Below are 22439 nucleotides of genomic sequence, written 5' to 3' on the forward strand. Positions count from 1 at the left end.
AGAGGGAGGGGAGGGGTTCAGCTTTCCAGCGCCACCAGGAAGCCGTCGTCGTCCACCGCCACGCCACCGACGGCGCGCACCAGCGCCGCGGCCATCGCCTCAACCCGCTCGCGGGCCGCGGTGCGCTCACGACGCCGACTGCGCGAGAGCACTAGGGCGAAGGCGTCGGCCGGGTCCCGGGGAATCCAAGCCAGCGAGTACATGACGACGCCGTCGCGCGCCCACTCTTCACCGCGGATGCACAGGGGCAGGTGCTCGGCGCCCTGGACGCGGACCTCTAGGCGCCCCCAATCCTCGCGCTGGTTCTCAACATCGACGGGGGCGACGACGCCGTAACCGGTGCGGATCTCGTCAATGGTCTGCCCGGCGGCGGCAACCCGGTCGTCCTCACGCCCCCGCTCCTGCCGGGAACGCTCAGCGGTGCGCCACGCCTCATCAAGGACCTCGGCGCCAAAACGCTCCACCAGGCTCTCCAGTTGCTGACTCGACAGGGCCGCCAGGCCCGTGGCACCCCGCACCTGGATGGCGTCCAGGTGCAGGCGAACCCCTGGGGCGACCGGTGACAAGGCCGCCACGGCACCGTCGGGCGAGAGCCACACCGGCGAGAAGACAGTCAACCCCACCGAGGACATGGGATCGGGCACCACCAGGGTCACCATTGGCTTCTTCTGGCCCTCGGGGGGGTCGGCAACCAGGCGCAGGCCGCCGGCCAGCCTGCGGGCAATAGCTCGCAGCCTCTGCAATGCAAGGAGTTCGTCACCGGCGGGCTGACGCTGGGGGAAGGCGTCAGCCAGGGGATCGGCCCCCACCAGCTCAGGCGGCAACGGTCCAGAGCGTTGGGGGGCGCAGTCCAGCAGCATGACCTGCGTGGCCCACTCGGGCAGGTCCAGCATGGCGCGCATCTGCGCGTCCAAGCTCCACGGGCCGTGGAGCTCGGCCCCGGGAGAGAGCTGAAGGCGGGAGGCCCCCACCCACCCGGCGTGCGCGTCAAGGGACAGGGCCAGGGCCTCGACCTCGTCAGGGGCGACATCATCGGCCAGGACCAGCAGGTGGCGGGTGTCCACCAGGCCCACCGGCAGCATCCCGGTCACCGAGAAACTCATAGTGTCCGAGGGCAGGGAAACTGCAAAATCACCGAAACTGCTCACCGCTGTACCTCCGCGCTCGTGCCCTGTACTTGATCCCGACCGGCATCCTGGGCCAGGGGGCCGGGGTCGGTAATGCGCCTGCGATCGAAGCCCCTATAGGAGCGCGAGGCGGTCGGGCCGCGCTGCCCTTGGTAGCGCGAGCCCGAGGCCCCCTGCCCGTAGGGCGCCTCGGCGGGGCTGGAGAGGCGGAAGAAGCACAACTGGCCGACCTTCATCCCCGGCCATAGCTTGATCGGCATAGTCGCCGTGTTGGACAGCTCCAGGGTGACGTGCCCGGTGAAGCCGGGGTCGATGAACCCGGCCGTGGAGTGGGTGAGCAGGCCCAAGCGCCCCAGGGACGACTTGCCTTCCAGGCGGGCGGCAATGTCGTCGGGCAGGGTGATCCGCTCGAAGGAGGACCCGAGGACGAATTCGCCGGGGTGGAGCACGAAGGGCTCATCGGGGCCGACATCCACCAAGTGGGTCAAGTCCCCCTGCGGCTGGGCCGGATCGATCACCGGGTAGCGGTGGTTATCGAAAAGACGGAACCAACGGTCCAGGCGCACGTCAATGGAGGCGGGTTGAATCATCTCCGAGTCAAGAGGGTCCAACACCACGCGGCCGGCCTGGAGTTCGGCGCGGATGTCACGGTCGGAAAGTAGCACAGGGCGATTGTGCCAGGTCATGGCCTGCGCTACGCACACCGGCCGCACGCCCGCCGCAGGGCGGGCATGCGGCCAGTGCCGGTGTATGTGCCGCTGACCGGTTCACTCCTTGAGGGGGACGCCATTGGCGTCCACGCCCCACGGCTGGGCGCCGGGCTGGGCGGTGAGGATGAGGATGCCCTCGATCAGGCCCCACAGGGCCCCCGCACCGCAGGTCACAATGGTGACAATGATCTGGATGATGCCCTTGTTGGTGTTGCCCAGGTAGAAGTTGTGGATGCCCCACCCGCCCAGGAAGATGCCGAGCAGGCCCGCGGCCATCTTCGACTTCTGCTCCGTGACGTAGCCCTGCTGCTGGTAGCCGGCCTGAGGATAGGCCTGCTGGGCCGACTGGCCGTAAGCGTCCTGGGTGTAACCGGTCTGACCGTAAGCGTCCTGGGTGTAACCGGTCTGGCCGGAGGCGTCCTGGGTGTAGCCGGTCTGGCCGGAGGCGTCCTGGGTGTAGCCGGTCTGACCGTAAGCCTGCTGGCCCGCCTGAGCGGCGTAGGGGTCGGCGCTTCCGTAGGCCCCGGAAGCGGACTGGGTTCCGGGGGCCGACTGGGCGCCGTCAGCAGAGTTGGACCACTGCGGGCTGGTACCTTCGGGAGACGGCGTCGTCATACGATCTGCTCCTGTTTCAAACCGGCGCCGCTGGGATACGGCGCGTGCATCGGACACCATACCCAGATTCGGAGGCTTGCGCGTACCTGACCGCCGGAGACAGATCTCCCCCTTGACACGGTTTTCGCCTTGACGCCCTGGTGGGGTATGCTGCTCCAGCGCGCCCCGAGGGCGAGCACGCGGGTGTAGTTCAATGGTAGAACTTCAGCTTCCCAAGCTGACAGCGCGGGTTCGATTCCCGTCACCCGCTCCACTGCCGGGGCGGCCCGGCCGCCGAGCCGCCGCCAGCCATTCAAAAGGCCGCCAGTAACGCCTTAACCGCCACAGCGCTGGCGGCCGCATCGACAAGGAACCACGTCACCAGCCAGAACCAGGCAGGCAGGACAGTGAGTTGGGCCAGGGTTCGGTGGTCCTGGCCGGCGTCCCGTGAGGAGGCAACGTCTCGCAGAGAGTCCCACGCACCCACGAGCAGCGCCAGTCCGACTCCAACCAGCACGCCGTCGCGCCAATGCCAGCCCCACCACCACAGGGCGCCAGTCGCAATAATGGCGCACACCACGAGCACGGCGGTGCGCAGCGATCGCGACATGAGCAGCAGGACCACGAAGGCCACCGCGGCGAGGATCAGGAGGGCGCCGCTCCACCCCCGCATGGCGACGGCCACCGTCACCGCCCCGAGCAGGGCCGGCGCCGGGTAGCCCGCCCACGTGGTGAGCACCCGCCCCGGCCCCCGGGTTTTGCCCGCGGTAATGGCGTGCCCGCCCAGTTCCCGGGAGACCACGAACCCCTCGAACCTGCGCCCCACCAGAATGCCGACGAAACCGTGCCCGGCCTCGTGAACAATGGTGACCAGGGCCCGTCCCCAGCGCCTGGCCGTGGGCCAGGCCACCACCAGCACCCCCATGGCCAGGGCGGGCCACAGCTCGAACACCGAGGGCGCACCGGTACCGGAGACGCGCACAACAAGCTCATGCCACAGGTTCATTCCGTCAGAACTCACGTCCGGCAGTGTGCCAGGAGCGCCTGTGGACTCGCTATGTAGGGTCACTCCATGTCCACACCCTCCCCCACCCCCCGCCTGGTCGTGGCCGCCGCCGTCCTGGACAGCCTGTCGCATCCGACGGCGATGCTGTGCGCCGCCCGCTCCTACCCGCCTGAGCACGCGGGCCTCTACGAGCTGCCCGGCGGCAAGGTCGACCCCGGCGAGACACCGCCGGTGGCCCTGCGCCGCGAGCTGCGCGAGGAGATCAGCCTGGAGGTGCGCCTGGGGGCTGAGCTGCCCCCGCCGGCCCGCCTGGCGGTGGCGCCGCCCGCCCCGGGCCAACGCCGGGGGCCGGGCGACGACGCCCCGGCCTGGCCGGTACTCAACGGCTATCGAATGCGGGTGTGGCTGGCCGAGCCCGCCGTCCCCGGGCATGGTCCCCGGCGGGGCGGTGACCATGAGGACATGCGCTGGGTTGGCCTGGAGGGGCTGGGGGAGCTGGGATGGTTGTCCGCCGACGAGCCGATTGTGCGAGCCCTCCGCGCCCTGCTCACCTCGGTTTTCTGACGCTTCTCGCGCATTCGTCACCTTGTCGACTAGGCTGACCGCCGTGCCGAAGATCATGGGTAACTCACTGTCCGAGCATCGTCAGCGCACGCGCGCAGCCCTCTTCGAGGCCTTGTCCACGCTTATGAGCGAACGCGCCTTCGACAAGATCACTCTCTCCGATGTCGCCGCCCAGGCGGGTGTGGGCCGCACAGCCGTCTACAACCATTTCGCCGACAAGGAGGATCTTCTTCTGGCCTTTATGGAGTACGAGAGCAGGCGCTTCGGCGCCGAACTCACCCGCTGCCTGATCGACACCGAGGACCCCGTCGATCAGCTGCGCATCTACGTGCGCCAGCAGGCCCTGATCAAGAGCCACTACCACTTCCCCACCACCGGCCCCCTGTCCACCACGGTCTCCCAGGGGACCGCCGGGCGGCTGCGCGCCCACGCCGGACAGGTCACGCACATGCTCGCCCAGATCCTCACTGAGGCCATGGAGGCCGGGGCCATCCCCCGACAGGACCCGGCCCAGCTCATCCCCTTGATCCACGCCTGCGTCATGGGCGGGCGCCCAACCCCCACCGACCCGCAGGCGCGGGCCGCCTACCTGCAGGCGCTGGACACCTTCGTGCTGCGCGGGGTGGGAGCGGTCGTTCCCGACCACCCCGTGCCCACCCCGATTTGAGCCGCGGCGCCCCATTATCACAGCTTCAGACAGGCGCGGACGTGCGCCTGCGGCTCACCAGCGGCGGCCGTCCGTGACGGAATCCGTCCCGTCCGACTCATTGGCCTCCCTATTGCGCCGCTCCAGTTCCTCGCGCTTGGCGTCAGTCGGCGTTGGGCTCGGTGAGGGGGAGGTTGATGCGCTCGGTGATGGGCTCGCGGAGGGACTGGGCGATGGGCTCGCGGAGGGACTGGGCGACGGGCTGGTCGAGGGGGTGGGTGGCGTCGGGTCCGGATTCTGCTGGGCGGGAGGGACCTCGCAGGTGTCGGCGGCCTCGGTGGCCGCGGCGGTCTGCGCCTCGGCGCCGGCGGTGTCCCCGGCGTCCCGGGCCTTGGAGGCCAGGACCAGGTGGGTGGCGAAAAGGTTGGTGCGCACCATGCACTCCGGCGAGGAGGGGTCCTTGACCCGGTCTGTGCTGCCGTCGCCCCTGTCGACCGTCACCATGGAGGCCGGTGGGGCGGCGGCCAGGGCCGTCGTCAGGTCGGTCAGGGCGTCGTCAAGCCGGTCGGCCGCCAATTCGGCGGTGCCCAGGTTGAAGTACACCCGCCACTGCTCCAGCCACGGGTTGACCCGGGCCACCGTGCGGTAGCGGCTCACCGCGGTGGGGTAATCCTTGTGGACGAAGGCCTGGTTGCCGCCCATAGTCCACAGGCTCACAAAACCCAGCCACCCGGCCGCGGCCAACGCCAGTAGTGCCGGCAGGCCGCCAATGAGCAGGAGGCGGCGCCGGCGCGCCAGCCTCGCGGCACGCCAGCGGGGGTCTTCCTCGGCGCTCGGGGGGTCCGCCCTCCCCTCGCCGGCATCCGGTGAGTTGGAGGCCCGGGGGGTCTGCGGGCTCGCGGCGGTGCCGGTCGCCGGCGCCCCGCCGGCGACCGGCACCGGCGCCGCGGGGGTGTCCTTCTCTTCGCGTCCGCGGCTGTCCCTCATCGCATCCCCCTCAAGGCCGGGACCATCCGCCGCAGGGCGCGATCGGCGCGGATGAGCGCCACCGCCTCCCAGGCGAGCAGGCCAACGGCGACCAGGCCCAGTGGCCACACCACGTATTGGCGGTCGCGCTTGCGCTCCCGCCCATCGGTCAGGGCGGCCTGGACGTCCACGCTGGTGAAATCGCTAGTGGGGGCGTCATCGGCCCCGGTGCGCTGGATGTAGGGCAGGCCCAGGGCCGCCGCCACATTGGTAAGTTCCTCGGTGTCGGGCACGGAGACGGCGGCCTCACCGGTGGCCGGGTCCTCAATGTAGTTGGCATTGGGGTCGGCGCTGCCGTCGAACTCGCGCATGGAGCCGCCCTCGGGGGTGCCGTAGCCCAGCACCGCCCCGCCGTCGACCAGCTCGGCGAGCATCTGCCAGCTCAGCCCCTGGGCGGCGACCTCCTGGGCCGCCTTGCCGTCATCAGTGGCTTCGCCGTCGGAGAGGATGTAGACCAGCCGGACATCCTCGGGGTCCTCCTCAGCGGCGTTGGCCAGGGTCTGGGCCAGCAGGGGCAGGGCGCGCTCCAGGGAGGAGCCCGAGGAGCGCTGCGTGATCTCCTGGTGCAGGGAGCCGATCCAGGAGTCGACGGCGTCCACGTCGCTGGTCAGCGGCAGCTCGCGGGCGGCGGTGGAGTCCAGGGCCAGGATGGAGAAGCGGGCGTCGGGGAAGGCCTCGCGGACGGCCGCCAGGTCCGAGCGCACGCCGTCGAGTCGGGTTCCACCGCCCCCGGCCCAGTCCTCGGCGCCCATGGAGCCGGTGCGGTCCACCACCAGGTAGATCTCCACATTGGAGACCTGGGTGGCCCAGGAGGCGTTGACACTGGGCCCGGCCAGAATGAGCAGCACCGTCAGGCTCAGCGCCACCCGCCGCCACAGGCTCATCCTCGCGCCCGGATCGGAGCCGCGGCGCCACAGCCACTGGGCGCTGACCCACAGCAGGGCCCCCAGGACCAGGGCCAGGAGCACCAGCAGGGGCCAGGGGATCATGGGGTGCAGGCTCATGCGCGCCTCCATGCGGTCAGTCCCAGCAGGGTCAGAACCCCTAGGGCCAGGGCAGTCACCCACCGCTGGGGGGTGTCGGTAATGCGTACCTCGGAGTCGGCGGTGAGTTCATTGGCCTGATCCTGCTCCAGCTCCTTGACGATTGAGCTGGTGGCGTCGACGTCAGTAATCTCATAGAAGCGGCCGTTGTGCGCAGTGGTCACCGACTCCAGTTCGGCGCGGGCCCCTTCCACGTCAATGCCCGACACCCAGGGGTCGGACTCGAGGTCGGCGGCGGCGAAGAGGGAGAAAAGCCGGATGTTCTGCTCGGCGAGCAGGTCGGCGGCTTCGGACAGGGAGTAGACCTGCGTGTGGCCTAGGTCCACGACCTGGTTGTCGGTGGCCAGGATAATGGAGCGGGAGCGCTCCTCCACGGGCTGGTCGAAGGCCAGGGTGCAGGAGGCCAGGCCATCGCCGGCCAGGGAGGAGCCGGAGACGCTGTCGGACAGCGCCCCGGGGAAGGTTTCGAAATAGCGGTCCAGGTCGGGGTTGCCGTAGTAGGGCGAGAAGTCGAGGACTTCGCTGAGTTCGTCGAACTGGTCCTGGAGGAGGTCGTAGTCGTCGGTGAGCGGCACCATGGTCTGGGCGGTGGAGTTCCAGACCACCAGCGCCACGCGCTCGCCGTCGAACTCCTTGATCAGTGTGCTGAAGGTATTGAGCACCTCGGCGTCCACGGTCACCATGGAGGTGGACACATCCAGGCACAGGACGATATCGCGGCTGGCCAGGGCCTCGGAGTGGACCGAGCGGGCCACTGGGCGCCCCGCAATCCCGGCGGCGCCCACCAGGCAGACCATGATCATGACCCCCAGGAGCACATGCAGGCCGCGGCGCAGTGCCAGGCGGCGACGCACCAGGGGGGAGGCGAGCAGGGGGCCGGAGTTGGCGACTTTGCGCGCAACCCGATCCTCGCCGCGCCGGGCCCCACCGGGCAGGGCGCCGCCGAGTGCCAGCAATACGAGAATGAGGACCAGGACCAGGACCAGTCCTGTGAGCCAGGGCATCACCATTGGGTCACCACCTCCTGGGCGTGCTTAATGGCCGCCTCCGCTGCGGCGTCGGGCTCCCGGTCGAAGGAGGGCTGCTCCCAGATGGCCAACAGCTCACCGACTCGCCCCAGGGGGTTGGTGTCCAGGGGGCGGCCGTCGTGGCGCACCCGGCGCAGGCGCTCCTGGACCGAGCGCGGGCCGGAGGTCTGCGCCATGTCAAGGATCTCGGTGACAGTGGCCGACTCAATGTCCGCCCCGGAGCGGGCGGTGGCGAAACCACGCATAATCTCGGCCAGCTCCAGGTGCAGGCCGCGCAGGTCGGTCTCACCGGCATGGAAGCGGGCGGCGGCCTTCTTCACCCGCGCACCCCACTTGCGCCGGTCCCTGGGGGCCATGGGGATGTCGCCAACCTCTAAGGCGGTGTCCCGGCGGGTGACCAGGAAGGTCCGCAGCAGCCAGGTCAAGGCCGTCAGCAGGCACACGACGGCAACCACCAGCATCCACACGGGCATGAGGACGGGGTCGACGTAGGAGATCGTCATGGTCGTCTCACCTCCGGCCCCGGGACATGGCCAAGCGCTGGCGCCCCAGGATCTGGGCAATGGAGTCCACAAGGGTCTCCTCAGAGCCAATGGCGGTGTGCTCCAGGTGGCGGGCGTCGAGCAGGGCGGTGATGGCGGCGCGGCGAGCGGATTCGACCTGGGCGAGCCGGGCGGCCAGATCGGCGTCCTCGCGCAGGAAGGCGGGCAGTTCCCCATCAACCTCAACATCACGGGTGCGACCGGCGCCCGGGCGCAGCGGCAGATCATCAGCGATCTGGATGACAATGAGCTCGTGCTGGGCGGAGAGGCGACGCAACCAGTCGGTGGCGTCGGGTCCGGGGTGGGCGGTGTCGGTAATGAGGACCACGAGGCTGCGGCGCCGGTGCCAGGTGCTCACGCGCTCCAGGAGCACCGGCACGGCTGAGGGCGGGGCCTGCCCCGACTCGGCCCCCATTGCATCCAGGGCGTCGTACTGGCGGGCGAGTCGGGCCAGAAGGGTTTCGGCGTGCTCGGCGCCGGCGCGCGGAGGGCGGGTGACAATACGACCGGCGTCGGCCGCCACCAGGGCAATGGAGTCCCCCCGCATACGGGCCAGGTAGGCCATGATCTCAGCCACCGCCATGGCCAGGAAGCGCTTGTCCTCACCGCTGGGCGCCTGGGCCGCCATGGTGCGCCCGGTGTCCGCGGCCAGGACCAGCGGCAGATTGGATTCACGCTGGTAACGCTTAATGACGGGCAGGCCCAGGCGGGCCGAGGCCTTCCAGTCAATGTCGGAGACGTCGTCGCCGGGCCGATACTCGCTGAGGTCGTCGAAGTCCTGGCCGTGCCCGATGAACACGGATTTGTGGCGCCCATCGAGCATGCCGGTGGCCCGCCGCAGGGTCGGCAGGGCTATGCGTCCGCGCGCACGCGCCAGCCGCGAGCCGCGCGAGGACGGCACGTCGGGCAGGGGCGAGGCTGAGGCGGTCATGGCGGTGGGTTCACGGGGTGGGGACGGCGGCGAAGATCGCGTCAATGATCGACTCCGGGGCGACGTCGTCGGCCAAGGCGTCATAGGTGAGCACCAGCCGGTGGCGCAAGATGGCGTGGCGCAGCAGGCCGACGTCGTCGGGGGTGACATAGGTGCGCCCGGCCTGCAGAGCAATGGCCTGGGAGACCTTCATGAGGGCAATACCGCCGCGCGGGGAGGCCCCCACCCGCACGTGCCGCTCAATGCCGGGAACCGGGCGCGGGCCGCCACCGCGGGAGGTGTTGACCAGGGCCACAATGTACTGCTTAATGACCGGATCGACGTAGACGCGTTCAACAGCGCCCTGAAGCCACTCCACGTCCCGGGTGCTAATGGGCTCGGTGGTGATCGGTTGATCGAAGGCCCCCTGGCTAATGCGGTCCAGGATGTCGGCCTCCTCGGCCGGACGCGGGTAGGTCAGGACCTCCTTCATGAGGAAGCGGTCCATTTGCGCCTCGGGCAAGACGTAGGTGCCCTCCTCCTCAATGGGGTTCTGGGTGGCCAGAACCATGAAGGGGTGGGGCAGGGCGTAGACGACGCCGCCAATGGAGGTCTGCCGCTCCTGCATGGCTTCCAGCATTGCGGATTGAGTCTTGGCGCTGGAGCGGTTGATCTCATCGAGCAGGACAATATTGGCGTGGACCGGCCCCAGCTGGGTGGTCATCTCCCCGGTCTGGTAGTTCAGGACCTGGGTGCCCACAATGTCGTTGGGCATGAGGTCAGGGGTGCACTGGATGCGGTGGAAGGAGCCGGAGACGGCTGCCGCCAGGGTCTGGGCGGCGGTGGTCTTGGCCAGGCCGGGCACGGATTCCAGCAGGACGTGCCCGCTGGCAATGAGGGCTGAGACCATGGCGATGCGCAGGCGCTCCTGGCCCACGACCCGTTCAGAGAAGATGCGCCTGACCCGTTTGAGCAGGTCGCCAGCGCGCGCCACGTCCTCCTCCGGGGAGGCGGTGGACCGGGAGGTGCGCTCCGCCTCGCGGCGCAGCTCGCTGCGCGCGGGCAGGGGGCCGGTGTCGGGGTAGGACGAGCCCCGTGGCGGCGATGCCGGCGGCGCCACCGAGGGGGGCAGCTCACTGAGCACGGGGGGCGCCGTGCTCGGGCTCGAGGTGCCGTAGTGCTGCTCAGGCTGGGTGCTCATCGTCCTCCTCGTATGGGCCGGGCCGGGTCAACCGGCGCCAACCGCAGGCTATTACGTCGGCCGGCCCACCCCCAGCCCATGACCATGGGGATAAGTGCCCCTTGGTCAGGAGCCGGTCAGGAGCCGAGCGACACGTTGGTACCCGACAGCGTCAGCGCAAGCCCCTTCTGAGTCACCTTCACGGCGGTGATTTTCAAACCGGCGGGCAGGAGCTCGGGGCCGATCTCCACTGACTCATTGCCGGTCAGCCCGGTGAGGGCGCCGACGGCGAAGTCGGGGATATCGACGCTCAAACCAGAGCCTGCCACCGTGATCGAGGACACGGACAACAGGAGCCCGCCCTCGGCCGTCACCGAGGGGGTAATGCCGACTTGCAGTTCGACGCCGAAGGAGGACTCGGCCAGGATGGTGCCGGGATCGGTGTCGGTGCTCAGAGTATCGGGCTTCAGCGTCAGAGGTGGCAGGTTGGTGGAGATGCCCGCGGCCAGGGAGGTGGCATCATCCCAGCTAATGGTCCCAGTGCCGGAGAACTCCTGGGCGGTGTAGGGCGCCTTCAAGCTCAAGTCGGTGACGTGGACGCTGAACTCTGAGAGCGTGATCGACGAACCGCCGGTGGCTGGGGCGCTCCCGCCCCCGGATTCCAGAGTCAGCGAGTCGGCGTCAATGCTCAGGGTCTCCAGGGTGCCGCGCAGGATCTGGGGAGTGATCAGCCCCTCGGTGGTGATCTGGGCGTCCTGGGAGAGCCCGGGCAGGCCCTGGCGAATGGTGGCGGACACCTGGGAGCGCAGATACATCTCCAGGCCCCACCCGGCCCCGGCGAGCGCCAGGATGAGGACCAGGACCACGGCCAGCGCAATCCTCCCGCGCCGCCGGCGGCGCCTGGGCGCGACCTTCAAGCGCTTCTTGGACGCGGCGCCCCGGCCGCTCCCCTCGTCAGCCTCGTCCTCGTCAGCCTCCTCGTCGAAGTAAGCCCCTTCATCCTCCTCTTCGTCCCTCTCGGCACTCGCAGGGCTCACAGGGGAGGACTCGCCCGCAGCGGCGAAGTCCACGGCGGCGGCGTCCAGCCAGGCGGTCTCCATGAGGGCGGACGACTGGGCGGCGGTGGGCTCATCTGGAGCCTTGAGCGGGGGTGCGGGCACTGTCAGCTGCTCCATGGCGGCCGCGAAGGCCGACCCCCCGGCCGGGGCCAAGGGCCCGCCCCCGGTGGGGTCTTCCGGCACGGCCCCAGCGGGGTCGCCGGGCCGGGCCCAAGTGGGGTCTCCCGGCCCGCCCCCGGCGGGGTCTTCCGGCACGGCCCCGGCGGGGTCACCGGGGCGGGCCCAAGTGGAGTCTTCCGGCACGCCCCCGGTGGGAACCGCGGCAAGATCCTGGGCCGGATCCCCGGCCGACTCCTGCTCAGGACTGTGGGCCGGGGCCTGGAGCGGCGCAGGCACCGGCTCGGTCCGGGCCCGGTTCAGGTGCTGGCTCTCCTCAGGCTCGCGCGGCGTCGTCGAACTCACGACTACTTCTCCTCAACTACTTCTCCTCACCGCGTCGCGCCGGCGTCGTCCCCGCCGAGGCGGCCGCGGCCTGATTGGCGGCGAACTCCTCATCAAGCATGGGCAGGTCCTCAGCGGTGACCATGAGGGTGGACACGGCGTGCTCCACCAAGGCGGTGCGCCGGTTCGAGGCGGCCCCCGCCGCGCGCCCGCCGCGCAGTCCCCGCACCCCCACCCGGTCGAGCTTCTCGCAGACGTTGTCCAGTTTGCGGTTGAACTTCGTCAACGGCCAGCCCAGGCGCGCTGCTGCTGCGGCGGAGGAGGGGATCTCGGCGGCGCCCGTCCCGGCGCGCCGCAGCACCGGCTCGGCCAGCGCCAGCACGAGCAGCAGCTGGGTGCGAGTCATGGGGGTCACCCCAATGGTGGTCTGCCCGCTGGACTGCTGGGTGCCGGTGATCCCTGCGAAGTGGTCCTCACCGCTGGTAATGAGGTTGATCTCATAGGTGGTGGGGCCCGCGGAGAACGTCAGGATGACGCGCGGGAAGACCAGGGGTATGCGGGCCCCCGGCGCCAACCGGGACTGGACCAGGCCGTCGCCGTCGGTGAGTGTCGCCGACAGGCGGCTTCCCTCGTTGGACACCCACCACAGCCCATTGTCACGTGAGAGCGCCAGGAACCGCCGGTGCAGGTAGGGATTGTCGTCAATATCGAGGTCGCCGCCGCGCCCAATGACGAAGCTCTTATCGGGGGGGATGCGGTGAACCTCGCCGGAGAAGTCGAGGACGAGCTCGTCGGGGCTCTCCGGGTCAACCGATGGCAGGTCGGTCCACGTCAGGTCGCTCAAGGGTGGTCTCCTTCCCAGGCATGGGCCTTGACGGCGCGGATGTATGGGCTTGGGCCTCATAGTGGGGCCTCGATCCTCACAGTGACACCGTCGCCCAGGTCCAGAAAGTCTCCCACGAGCAGCGGTGTCGGCAGAGCCGAAGCGAGGAGCACTGGCGCGTTGCCCGGTCGCACCAAGACCGTCCCATTGTTCGATCCCAGATCCCGTGCTAACAGGTTCCAGCCCTTGGTGGTCACCACCAGGTGGGAGCGGGAGACCAGGTGCGTGGGGCTGGGCACGGGCACCAGGGCCTGGGTTCCGGGCTCGCTGCCGGGCATCTGTTGGGGGGCCCGCCCAATGACGACGTCGCCGCGCACCGCCACCGCCTCCCCTGTGGACAGGGCCAGCGTGGCCAGCATAGGGCAGGGAACCTTGCGGATCTCGCCGGTCAGGGGCGCTCGGCAGCTCTGGCAGGCGGTGGCGCCGGGCGGGTTGGCGTGCCCGGCGGTGCACAAGACGGCCGCCACGAGGGGGCCGGTGTCAATAGGGGTGAAGGGCGCCGTGGCCCCCTCGGGCGGGGTAACGGATCCGGGTGAGCCGGCGGTGACGGACTGGGCCTGGGTGGCGGGCATGACCTGGGTCGGATGGGCGCCACTATCCATGCTCGTAGCACTCGATGCGTCCGAGGAGTGAGACGACGGCGGTGAGGCGACCTTGCCGCTGTCCGGCCCGCCGTTCCCGTCGGCCGACCGGACCGCCTTACGGCGCCGTCGCCCTGAGCCGGGCCTGGGCTGGGGGTGGGGGCGCGGGGCGGGCGGGCCGGGAGGGTCGGGGAGTTCGACGACAGACGCATTGGCCTGGGCCTCGTCCTCCTCGCCCCAGGTCAGAGTGGCCCCGGCGGGGGTCCCAAGCACCTGCGCAATGAGGTCGCCGCTGAGAAGCTCGGTGACGCGCGCGCCGTCCTGGGCGGCCTGGAGGGGGGAAGCGGTCTGGGGCAGCGGTCCCCCCAGGGCGTCGAGCACCTGCTGAGCCGTGTGCGGAGGCGCCAGGGCACTGAGCTCGGCGGTGCCGTAGAGTCCCACCACCCGAATGACGCCGTCGTCACCCTCCGTCGGTGTCGCGCCGCTGGAGCCCGTCACCGCTGGTGCCCCGTGCCGTTCTCAGGATTCTCAGGAGCACGGCGCCCCCCGGTGCGGGACTCCTCGCCGCCCGCCCCCGCGGTATCAGTCGCCTCAAAGCCGGCCTCCTCGGGCTCGGCGGGGGCGTCGACCACCAGGGCGGTGACATTGTCGTGCCCACCGGCCTCCAGGGCGGCGGCAACGGCGTGCTCAGCAGTGCGCTGGGCGTCCGCCCCGGCCGAGAGTATTGTGTCCAAAGTCTCATCATCGAGTTCGTCGCTGAGCCCGTCGGAGCAGACGAGCAGGCGGTCCCCGGCCTCAATCGGCAGGAGGTGGATATCGGGGACCGCTGGCCCTGAGATTCCCGCCCCCAGGGCGCGGGTGACCACGTTGCGCCGCGGGTCCCGGCGCGCCTCGGCCGGGGTGAGGAGACGGGCGTCGATGAGGGCCTGGACTTGGGAGTGGTCGCGGGTGACCTGTCGAAGCGCACCCGAGCGCCGCAGGTAGACGCGGGCGTCCCCAATGTTGAGCACAATCCAGGTGCGGCCCTCGGGCAGGTCCGCCGCAACCACACCGGCAATGGTGGCGCCGGGCCGGTGCGAGGACTCCGAGGGGATTGCCGCGACCGCCTCTCCGGCGGCGACAACAGCGTCGACCACCGTGCCCTGGTCGGTAATGCAGGTGCCGGACAGCGGGGCGAGGGCGTCCAGGGCCTTCTGGGTGGCGGCGCGGCCCAGGGCGTGCCCGCCCATGCCGTCCACGACAATGAAGGCGGGAGCGGCGGCGAGGTAGCCGTCCTCATTGACGGAGCGGAAGCGTCCCACGTCGGTGGCCGCCCCGGCCGCGGGTGCGAGCAGCACGACCTGCTCCCGGGATGATGTCGCTTCGCTCATCGCCATATCCTGTCTGCTCGGGGCGGCGGGGCCTGAGAGGTGAGCCACCAAACGTGACGATACCGGCACAAGCCCCGGATTGAAGCCCTCAGGTAGGCTCGTAGCGGGCGGCACCCGCGACCCGCCACCCGATGTCCTTCCCCGGCGACCCGACGGCGTGGAGGGGCATGCTCTCCCCAGACCATTCCGAAGGATCCAGCATGTCTCAGGCACCGGATGACCTCGTTGCACGAGCTCAGGACCCGCAGGCCCCACTCGAGACTCTTCACGAACTCGCCCAGGACTACCCCGGCCTGCGGCCCTACATCGCTGCAAATCCGCGCACCTACCCCGATCTTCTCGACTGGCTCGGCTCCCTGGGGGATCCCGCAGTCGACGCGGCGCTGGCAGCGCGCGGCAGCGAACAGATCTCCAGCACGGCCCCCCTCCCGGCAGTGGACGCACCGACACAGCCGCAGGCCGCCGTTGGCGCCGACACCCAGGCCCTGCCCCCCGGCGCCGCCCCCACGGCGGGCGCACCCACCCAGGCCCTGCCCCCCGGCGCCGCCCCCACGGAGATGGGATCGCCCACACAAGCCCTCGCCGGTCTTCCTCAACCGAACCAGGCCTGGCAGGGCGTCCCGCCGTCGGCGCCAACCGCTGTTCAGGCCCCCGACGCCGCAGCCCAGGCGTGGGCCCCGTCAGGCGCCGAGGCCGGCATCTTCGGTCTGGGCGGCGAGCCCCCGGCCGAGCCCGAGCGCCACCGCGGTGGGGCGATTTTGTGGGTGCTCTCCTGCGTGGTCCTGTTCCTGGTGGTGGCCGTGGCCACCTGGTTCTTCACCTCCGGCTCCTCCGACCCGGCCCCCTCCGCCAACTCCGCCAAGCCCTCCCAGAGCCAGGAGAGCAAGCCGTCCGCCTCCACGCGGACCCCTTCGCAGACCCCCTCATCCACCCCGACCCCCAGCCCCACCCCGAGCCCCACTCCGGAGCTGCGCTACCCGGCCCCGGCCGGGGCCGTTGAGATGACCAGTTTCACCTCTCCCAGCGGCAATATCACCTGCACCCTGGGGGAGAGCTCAGTGAGCTGCACCATTAACGAGCACAGCTTCACCTCGACCGACGCCTCCTGTTCTCAGGGAATCTCTCAACCCTTCACGGCGTCTGTGGGCACCAATGGCCAAGCCACCGGCACCTGCGGCACGCCCTTCTCCCCCTCGGGTGCGACCTTGAACTACGGCTCGTCCGCCACCCACGGCACCTTCGCCTGCACCTCGACCGAGACCGGTGTTGAGTGCTGGAGTCAGGTCAGCGGACAGGGATTCACGATCGCCCGCAGCGGGGCCCAGGGCACCTCCCGCTAGGGGGCGGGCGCACACATCGAGCATGCCCAGCCCCTACAGCCGTATCCTGCGCCAGCGCGGCGCCTGGACCTTCTCCCTGGCGGGCCTTCTGGCCCGCTTCCCCATGTCCATGGTGGGCATCTCCACAATTCTGGCCATCCAGGACCTCTACCAGAACTACTCCGACGCCGGCGCTGTCAGCGCCGCCCATATTGTGGCCGCCGCCATTGGCTCCCCCATCCTGGCCCGGTTCGTCGACACCCACGGTCAGGCCCGCATTATGCGCCCGGCGCTGGTGGTCTCGGGGCTGGCCCTGGTTGGCCTGATCCTGGCCGCCGGCGCCCGCGCCCCCCTATGGGCCCTCATGGCCCTGGCCGCCACATCCGGGGGCCTGGGCGGGTCCATGGGCTCCCTGGTGCGCTCGCGCTGGACGGCATTGCTGTCCACTCCTGAGGACATCCACATTGCCTTCTCCCTGGAGGCCGCCCTGGACGAGGTCGCCTTCATCGTTGGCCCGGTGCTGGCCACCGCCCTGTGCACCGCACCCTTCCTGCCGGTGACCGCCGGGTGGACGGCCACCTTGATCCTCCAAGTGGGCGGGGGTCTGTGGTTCCTGGCCCAGCGCGCCACCGAGCCGCCGGCTCACCCGCGCCCCTCCCGACCGGCGCGCCGTCAGGCCGGAGAGGTGGAGGACCTGCTCGCCCTGGTTCCCCAGCGCTCCAAGCCCGTCCTGTTCCACGGGGCGGTGCTGGCCATTGTCGCCGTGTTCATGTTCTCCGGGGCCCTGTTCGGGGTCAACGACGTCACCGCCGTCGCCTTCGCCACCGAGATGGGGCGCAAGTCCGCCGCCGGGGTGGTGCTGGCGGCATGGGCGGTGGGCTCCCTCATGGCGGCCCTGGTCTACGGCTCGCGCTCCTGGGGGTGGCCCTTGTGGAAGCAGCTGCTCACTGGCGTCGTTGTCATGGCCGTGGGGTCGTCGACCTTTGTTCTTGCACCCAACCTGCTGGTTCTTTCGGCACTCATGGTGCTCACCGGCATGGCGATCGCACCGACAGTCACCGCCGGGAACAGTATTGTCCAGGTCACCGTGGCCCCCTCTCAACTCACCGAGGGCCTGGCCTGGATCGGCACCGCCCTCAATATCGGGGTGTCCCTGGGGTCCATGGCGGGGGGTCGCGTCATTGACGCCGCCGGTTCGCACGGCGGCTACCTCCTGATGGCGCTGTGCGGCTGGCTGGCGGTGCTGGCCGCGCTCGTGGGGCTGCGCACCATTCGGCGTGCTCACACCCGCCATACCCTGTGAGGCGCCCCTCGGAGGATCTAGGATCGGGCAGTGCCCTTCTCTGACATCGCCCGCGCCGCCGAGGACCGGTTTCACGCTGACATAATCCCTGCGCTGCGCCGGCGCGGGTGGCGTCCGCGTGTCATCCCCTTCGAGGGCTACGGCTCGGCCGCCGGTCCCCCGGAGGGTGCCGGGCCGCAGAAGGGCAACGAGATGGCCCGCGTGCTGGGCCGTATGGTGATGCGCCCCAAGGACGCCCCCAGCGAGGGCCCCCTGTTCCGCTCCCTGCCGGAGAAGCTGCCCGGCTCCGCCGCTGACGCCCGCGACCTGGCCATGACCAGCATTCTGGAGGCCCAGCGCGGCTGGCGCCTTTTCGTGGACGTCCCGGTGCCCTACCTGCCAGTGACCGTCACCGTGGGCGGTTCGCGGGTGCGCACGCGCGCCGACCGCGGCGGATACGTCAATGTGGTGGTGCGCGGCCACGGCCTGGCGCCGGGATGGCACCAGGCGAAGATTGACGCCGCGGGAGCCGGGGCCGTCAGTGCCCGGGTACTCGTCGTGGCGCCCGGCCCCCGCCTGGGCATTGTCTCCGACATTGACGACACGGCCATGGTCTCCCACGTGCCGCGCGTGCTCGTGGCCGCCTGGAACCAACTGGTCAAGCACTCCCTGGCCCGCGAGCCGGTGCCCGGCATGGCTGAGCTCCTGACCCGGATCCAGCAGACGCATCCGGGCACCCCCATGGTGTACCTGTCAACGGGGGCGTGGAATGTTGTGCCGACCCTGCGCTCCTTCTTCAAGCGCAATGGCTTCCCCGACGGCCCCAAGCTCATGACCGACTGGGGGCCGACCAATACCGGCTGGTTCCGCTCGGGGATTGAGCACAAGCGCACCGAGTTGCGCCGGCTCATGATCGACCTGCCGGAGGTCCGCTGGCTACTCGTGGGCGACTCCGGTCAGCACGACCCCCTCATCTATGGGGAGGCGGCGCGCGAGCACTCCGACCGAATCGCGGCCATTGCCATTAGGCGCCTGACACCCGCTCAGCAGGTTCTGGCCGGGGGCATCACCGTGCACCCCATGGGTCTGGGTCCTGAAGCCCGCACCCTGGCGGAGGCCGACGTGCCCGTGGTGGTGGGCGGCGATGGCTACGAACTGGCCAGGCTCCTCCCCCGTGACATTATGACGCCCCCCAGCCACTGAGGGTTCCCGCCCCTACCGGGGCGGACGGCTCAGACGGTGACGCCTATGAGGTGGCCAATACCCCAGGTCACCGCCATGGCGACCGCGCCGCCCAGGACCACCCGGACAACCGCCGGACGCACCGGCGCCCCACCCAGCTTGGCGCTGACTCCGCCGGTGAGGGCCAGGCCCACGACGACGGCGGCGAAGGTCAGCGGGATCTTGAAGGGCACCGGTAGCAGCACAATGGCGAGCATGGGCAGCAGGGAGCCCAGGGTGAAGGCGATGGCTGAGGACAGCGCCGCATGCCAGGGGTTGGTGTACTCGTCCTCGCTCAGGCCCAGCCCGACCTCCAGATGGGCGGCCACGGCGTCGTGCTCGCTCAGTTCCCTGGCGACGGCGCCGGCAGTGACCGCCGACAGCCCCTTGGCCCGATAGTGGGCGGCCAGGCGGGCGACGCCGGCGGCGGGGTCGGTGGTCAGCAGGGCTTTCTCCTTGACCACCAGGGCGCGCTCGGTATCCGATTGGGTGGACACCGACACGTACTCTCCGGCGGCCATGGACACCGCGCCGGCGAGAATGCCGGCGACGCCGGCGGTGAAGATGGCGCCGGTGGCGGTGGGGGCGGCGGCGGCCACCCCAATGACCAGACCGGCAATGGACACAATGCCGTCGTTGGCCCCCAGGACGCCCGCGCGCAACCAGTTAAGACGGGAGGCCAGCGAGGAGGCGTCGCCGTGGCGGGCGACCCCGTCCGGCTCATCCCAAGCCCGTGGCGAGCCCGGCCCGGCGGGAGCCTCAGCAGCCGCCGGCCCGGCGGGAGCCTCAGCAGCCGCCGGCCCGGCGGGAGCCTCAGCAGCCGGAGCGGCGGGAGCCCCAGCCGCCGGAGCGGGCACTGACGCACTGACGGTCGGGGCGGCGGACGGCTGCTCAAGGTGGGCTCCCAGAACGGCGGTGTTCACCGTCCGGCGCAGACCGGTCGCCCCTTCTTGGGTCGCCCCTTCTTGGGGGGCCAGCCAGCGGGCGGTGGGACACGCTGCGACCCTCGGGCGGTGCTGGTCGGCCGGCGCGTCGAGCGTGTCGTCGGGGCTGACACGAGAAGTGCTGCGGGGGGTATCGACGACCGTCATACCAACGATGGTAGATCCAATTAATAAACCTGTATAGCATAGAAAGTCTTACCTAACGAAGGTGCGCCTGCCCTTGACACACCTCGACTCACTGAAGCCTCCCGGCACGAGGCCGCTGAAAAACCCGTAGGGCGCACCCGCCTCGCCCTGAATCCGGCCCCCGACGCGAGTCACCCGGAAACGGGCGTTAGAGTGGCCCGCAAGCGCCGTCGTCGTCCCCGTGCCGACGCGGCACAAGGCCAGGCCGCGACCAGCTCCAGGAGGCACCCATGTCCGGAAAGATCCCCTTCATCCTCGGACTCGGCGCCGGTTACCTGCTCGGAACCCGCGCCGGGCGCGCCCAGTACGAGCGGATCAAGGCCACCGCGGTCAAGATTGTTGAGCAGCCCTTCGTGCGCACTCGGGTCGACGCCGCCGCCTCCAAGGTCTCCAAGATCGTGCGCGAGCAGGGCGAGGCGGTGACGGACAAGGTCGCGGACGCCGTCAAGGAACGCCTTTTCGGGGCGCAGGCCACCAGCCCCACTGAGACGGCGGTCGTCAAGGTCGACGACGCCCAGGTGAGCCCCCTGCACTGAGCACCCGGGCCGTCAAGCCCCTGCTCACAGGTCCTCGGGGTCCAGGGGCTTGCGGCGGCGGCGCACCGGCGCACCGGCCGACAACCTGGAGGTGGTCATGACCAGAGTGCGCCAGGAGCCGCGCACCACCCCCGGTGTGCGGGCGGCCCGACGCTGGACCCGGCGGCGCTCGCGATCGGAGATCACCGGAAGCCGCCAGGACCGCCAGTACGCCAGCAGGCAGGTTCCGGCCCCGACCAAGGTTGCTGCCAGCATGGCGGCGCCATCGGGCAGGCCCAACCGCACCATGGCCACCTCCGTGGCCGCCGAGCACAGGGCGGGGACGGCGTAGAGCTTATTGCCGCCGAACACCGAAGGCCTCTCCCCCACCGAGACATCCCGGATCATGGAGCCGCCGACCGCGGTCAAGCACCCCAGGAGGAGGGCCGGCATGACCCCCAGGCCGTTGCTCAAGGCCTTCGCGGCCCCAGTGGCCGCCCAAGTGCCCAGAACGACGGCGTCGGCGACGACCAGGAAGCGGTGCGCCAGGCTGGAGGTGAAGGGGACGAACCAGGCGATCAGTGCACCGGCGCAGGCGGTGCCCAGGTAGTAGGGGTCGGTGAGGGCGAAGGGCGGGCCGGCCTGGATCATGACGTCACGCAGGATGCCGCCACCAGTGGCGGTCAAGATCGCCAGCACCACGAAGCCGACCATGTCGAAGTTCATGCGCCGGGCGATGAGTCCACCGAGGATGCCATTGAGCAGGACGCCGGACAGGTCCAGGACCCGGAAGGTCTGGGAGAGAGTCGTGGCGTCAGCAATGGAGGCGGGCAGCACGTCGGCCGAAGTGGAGGCGGAGGCGAGCGCCCCACAGGCTGCGGGCCCCTGCCCCAGCAGGCCTGCGACGGCGCCGGCCGCCACGGCCCCCAGAGGGCCCGCCCCCGCTCCGGCCGCTGCGCCCGCATCCGCCATCCCTGGAAAACCTGCGGCCGCCCCCGCAGCCATCGCCTCGCCGAACAACACGGCGCCACCCTAGCGGTTGTGCGCCGAGACAAGCGCCGTCATCGGAATCCCCACGCCTTCGGGGGCCCGAAGGTATTGCGGCGCCCCGGAATACTGGGTTCACCTGGCGGCTTGGGGCCGGGGAGGATGTGAAGGTGTCTTCTCCGCGCTACGCCCCGCCCAAGGATCTGAGCGGTTACGCCTGGTTGTCCATTGCGGCGGCCCTGGCCACGATCCTGTTGAAAGGCGGTGCCGCCTGGATTACCGACTCGGTGGGCCTGCTCTCGGATGCCGCGGAGTCGGTGGTCAACCTGGTGGCCGCCGTCGTGGCCCTGGTGACCCTGAAGATCGCCATTAAACCGGCGGATGACGACCATCCCTTCGGTCACTCCAAGGCCGAGTACTTCTCAGCGGCAGTCGAAGGCTCCATGGTGTTCGTAGCCGCCGCCTTCATTATTGTCTCGGCCGTTGAACGCATCCTGACCCCGGTCATGCCCGAGCAGCTCGGGCTGGGCCTGTTCATTAGCGTGTGCGCCGCCGTCCTCAACGGCTCGGTGGCCCTGGTGCTGCTCCGCAAGGGCCGGCAGGAGGGCTCAGCCGTCCTGGTGGCCGACGCCAAGCACCTGCTGACCGACGTCGTCACCTCCGTGGCGGTGCTTGTGGGGATCGGTCTGGTGGCGCTCTTCCAGGCCCCGATCCTGGACGCCATTGTGGCCCTGCTGGCGGGCCTGAACATTATGTGGACCGGGTTCGGGATCCTGCGCGGTGCGGTGGGCGGGCTCATGGACATTGCCCCGTCTGACGAGCTCATGGGCCCCATTGAGGCAGTGCTGGAGCGCCACCGCGAGCCGGGTCGGATCGACTTCCATGCGGTGCGCGTGCGAGAGGCGGGCAACCGTCGTTTTATGCACCTGCACGTCCTGGTGCCCGGGACCTGGAGCGTGAAGGAGGGGCACGACTTCACCGAGTCGCTCATAGACGACTTCGTGGCCACCGACCCCAGCCTGCGGGTCTCGGCGCATCTTGAACCCATTGAGGACCCCAAGAGCTACGAGGACATTGAGGACGTCTGAACCGCGCGCTGCATTGGCCCGGTGGCGATCATGGGAAATGATGGGCCACCCCCGCGCCCGCCGGCACTGCTGGCCCGCCGGGGCGGGCACTGCTGGTCTGCCGGAGCGGGCGGGTCCGGGCCGCCCCCGCGCCCGCCGGCCCCGCCCGAGGCGCGCGTCGGCACCGGCATGCGCATCGGAGCGCTCCC

At 70.3% G+C, this 22439-nt stretch carries 23 protein-coding genes and 1 tRNA gene; 8 read left to right on the forward strand and 16 right to left on the reverse strand.

Annotated features, from left to right (window positions below; translation table 11 throughout):
* Positions 1 to 17: 17 nt before the first annotated feature.
* From EUC46_RS04770 to EUC46_RS04780, 3 genes are all read right to left on the reverse strand, one after another.
* Positions 18 to 1103: a hypothetical protein gene (locus EUC46_RS04770; protein ID WP_241655400.1), complete on the reverse strand. Its 1086-nt coding sequence runs from the start codon at positions 1101 to 1103 to the stop codon at positions 18 to 20.
* A 41-nt stretch (positions 1104 to 1144) separates the two neighbouring features.
* The gene (gene dcd, locus EUC46_RS04775) at positions 1145 to 1792 is read right to left on the reverse strand and encodes a dCTP deaminase (RefSeq protein ID WP_128773053.1); all 648 of its coding nucleotides are present in this window, start codon (positions 1790 to 1792) and stop codon (positions 1145 to 1147) included.
* 102 nt (positions 1793 to 1894) lie between these two features.
* Complete coding sequence (locus tag EUC46_RS04780; RefSeq protein ID WP_164918751.1) at positions 1895 to 2452, reverse strand: TM2 domain-containing protein; 558 nt, start codon at positions 2450 to 2452, stop codon at positions 1895 to 1897.
* A gap of 179 nt (positions 2453 to 2631) precedes the next feature.
* On the opposite strand from EUC46_RS04780, the gene EUC46_RS04785 reads away from it, so the two are divergent.
* Positions 2632 to 2705 (forward strand) — tRNA-Gly (locus EUC46_RS04785).
* Between the two features lie 39 nt (positions 2706 to 2744).
* Here the strand turns inward: EUC46_RS04785 and EUC46_RS04790 are convergent.
* On the reverse strand, positions 2745 to 3437 hold the full coding sequence (locus EUC46_RS04790) for a M50 family metallopeptidase (RefSeq protein WP_128773107.1): 693 nt from the start codon (positions 3435 to 3437) through the stop codon (positions 2745 to 2747).
* Positions 3438 to 3503: 66 nt separating this feature from the next.
* Here EUC46_RS04790 and EUC46_RS04795 point away from each other — a divergent pair, with 66 nt between their 5' ends.
* The gene (locus tag EUC46_RS04795) at positions 3504 to 4001 is read left to right on the forward strand and encodes an NUDIX domain-containing protein (protein ID WP_128773055.1); all 498 of its coding nucleotides are present in this window, start codon (positions 3504 to 3506) and stop codon (positions 3999 to 4001) included.
* A gap of 43 nt (positions 4002 to 4044) precedes the next feature.
* Complete coding sequence (locus EUC46_RS04800) at positions 4045 to 4668, forward strand: TetR/AcrR family transcriptional regulator (RefSeq protein WP_128773056.1); 624 nt, start codon at positions 4045 to 4047, stop codon at positions 4666 to 4668.
* Between the two features lie 54 nt (positions 4669 to 4722).
* Here EUC46_RS04800 and EUC46_RS04805 read toward each other — a convergent pair whose 3' ends face one another.
* The 10 genes from EUC46_RS04805 to EUC46_RS04850 form a co-directional block, all read right to left on the reverse strand.
* Positions 4723 to 5634, reverse strand: coding sequence for a hypothetical protein (locus tag EUC46_RS04805; protein WP_128773057.1), 912 nt, complete (start codon positions 5632 to 5634; stop codon positions 4723 to 4725).
* Entirely contained in the window at positions 5631 to 6677 is a 1047-nt protein-coding gene (locus tag EUC46_RS04810; RefSeq protein WP_128773058.1) for a vWA domain-containing protein, read from the reverse strand. Before EUC46_RS04810 ends, EUC46_RS04805 begins: the two co-directional genes overlap by 4 nt.
* Positions 6674 to 7726 carry a VWA domain-containing protein gene (locus EUC46_RS04815; RefSeq protein WP_128773059.1) on the reverse strand — a complete coding sequence of 351 codons (1053 nt, stop codon included), beginning with the start codon at positions 7724 to 7726 and terminating at the stop codon, positions 6674 to 6676. The genes EUC46_RS04810 and EUC46_RS04815 overlap by 4 nt, the downstream gene beginning before the upstream one ends.
* Positions 7720 to 8247 (reverse strand): alpha-amylase, encoded by a 528-nt coding sequence (locus tag EUC46_RS04820; protein ID WP_128773060.1) that lies wholly within the window; start codon positions 8245 to 8247, stop codon positions 7720 to 7722. Before EUC46_RS04820 ends, EUC46_RS04815 begins: the two co-directional genes overlap by 7 nt.
* A 7-nt stretch (positions 8248 to 8254) precedes the next feature.
* Entirely contained in the window at positions 8255 to 9217 is a 963-nt protein-coding gene (locus EUC46_RS04825) for a DUF58 domain-containing protein (protein WP_128773061.1), read from the reverse strand.
* Positions 9218 to 9227: 10 nt separating this feature from the next.
* Positions 9228 to 10397 carry an AAA family ATPase gene (locus EUC46_RS04830; RefSeq protein WP_128773062.1) on the reverse strand — a complete coding sequence of 390 codons (1170 nt, stop codon included), beginning with the start codon at positions 10395 to 10397 and terminating at the stop codon, positions 9228 to 9230.
* A 116-nt stretch (positions 10398 to 10513) separates the two neighbouring features.
* Positions 10514 to 11896 (reverse strand): DUF2993 domain-containing protein, encoded by a 1383-nt coding sequence (locus EUC46_RS04835; protein ID WP_128773063.1) that lies wholly within the window; start codon positions 11894 to 11896, stop codon positions 10514 to 10516.
* Between the two features lie 16 nt (positions 11897 to 11912).
* Positions 11913 to 12719 carry an FHA domain-containing protein gene (locus tag EUC46_RS04840; protein WP_128773064.1) on the reverse strand — a complete coding sequence of 269 codons (807 nt, stop codon included), beginning with the start codon at positions 12717 to 12719 and terminating at the stop codon, positions 11913 to 11915.
* A 56-nt stretch (positions 12720 to 12775) separates the two neighbouring features.
* Positions 12776 to 13837, reverse strand: coding sequence for an FHA domain-containing protein (locus tag EUC46_RS04845; RefSeq protein WP_128773065.1), 1062 nt, complete (start codon positions 13835 to 13837; stop codon positions 12776 to 12778).
* Positions 13834 to 14709, reverse strand: coding sequence for a PP2C family protein-serine/threonine phosphatase (locus tag EUC46_RS04850; protein WP_128773066.1), 876 nt, complete (start codon positions 14707 to 14709; stop codon positions 13834 to 13836). Before EUC46_RS04850 ends, EUC46_RS04845 begins: the two co-directional genes overlap by 4 nt.
* A gap of 200 nt (positions 14710 to 14909) precedes the next feature.
* On the opposite strand from EUC46_RS04850, the gene EUC46_RS04855 reads away from it, so the two are divergent.
* From EUC46_RS04855 to EUC46_RS04865, 3 genes are read left to right on the forward strand one after another with little or no spacing between them, the layout of a single operon-like run.
* Complete coding sequence (locus EUC46_RS04855) at positions 14910 to 16049, forward strand: variant leucine-rich repeat-containing protein (RefSeq protein WP_128773067.1); 1140 nt, start codon at positions 14910 to 14912, stop codon at positions 16047 to 16049.
* 22 nt (positions 16050 to 16071) lie between these two features.
* Positions 16072 to 17331, forward strand: coding sequence for an MFS transporter (locus tag EUC46_RS04860; RefSeq protein WP_128773068.1), 1260 nt, complete (start codon positions 16072 to 16074; stop codon positions 17329 to 17331).
* Positions 17332 to 17361: 30 nt separating this feature from the next.
* On the forward strand, positions 17362 to 18513 hold the full coding sequence (locus EUC46_RS04865; protein WP_128773069.1) for an App1 family protein: 1152 nt from the start codon (positions 17362 to 17364) through the stop codon (positions 18511 to 18513).
* Between the two features lie 29 nt (positions 18514 to 18542).
* On the opposite strand, the gene EUC46_RS04870 is transcribed toward EUC46_RS04865, so the two are convergent.
* Positions 18543 to 19622, reverse strand: coding sequence for a VIT1/CCC1 transporter family protein (locus EUC46_RS04870; RefSeq protein WP_128773070.1), 1080 nt, complete (start codon positions 19620 to 19622; stop codon positions 18543 to 18545).
* Positions 19623 to 19891: 269 nt separating this feature from the next.
* On the opposite strand from EUC46_RS04870, the gene EUC46_RS04875 reads away from it, so the two are divergent.
* Complete coding sequence (locus EUC46_RS04875; RefSeq protein ID WP_128773071.1) at positions 19892 to 20197, forward strand: YtxH domain-containing protein; 306 nt, start codon at positions 19892 to 19894, stop codon at positions 20195 to 20197.
* A gap of 24 nt (positions 20198 to 20221) precedes the next feature.
* Here EUC46_RS04875 and EUC46_RS04880 read toward each other — a convergent pair whose 3' ends face one another.
* Positions 20222 to 21010 (reverse strand): trimeric intracellular cation channel family protein, encoded by a 789-nt coding sequence (locus EUC46_RS04880; RefSeq protein ID WP_421701308.1) that lies wholly within the window; start codon positions 21008 to 21010, stop codon positions 20222 to 20224.
* A gap of 323 nt (positions 21011 to 21333) precedes the next feature.
* On the opposite strand from EUC46_RS04880, the gene EUC46_RS04885 reads away from it, so the two are divergent.
* Positions 21334 to 22251: a cation diffusion facilitator family transporter gene (locus EUC46_RS04885; RefSeq protein WP_128773073.1), complete on the forward strand. Its 918-nt coding sequence runs from the start codon at positions 21334 to 21336 to the stop codon at positions 22249 to 22251.
* The last annotated feature ends 188 nt before the right edge of the window (positions 22252 to 22439 follow it).

Source organism: Actinomyces oricola (genome assembly GCF_004104015.1).
Lineage (GTDB): Bacteria > Actinomycetota > Actinomycetes > Actinomycetales > Actinomycetaceae > Actinomyces > Actinomyces oricola.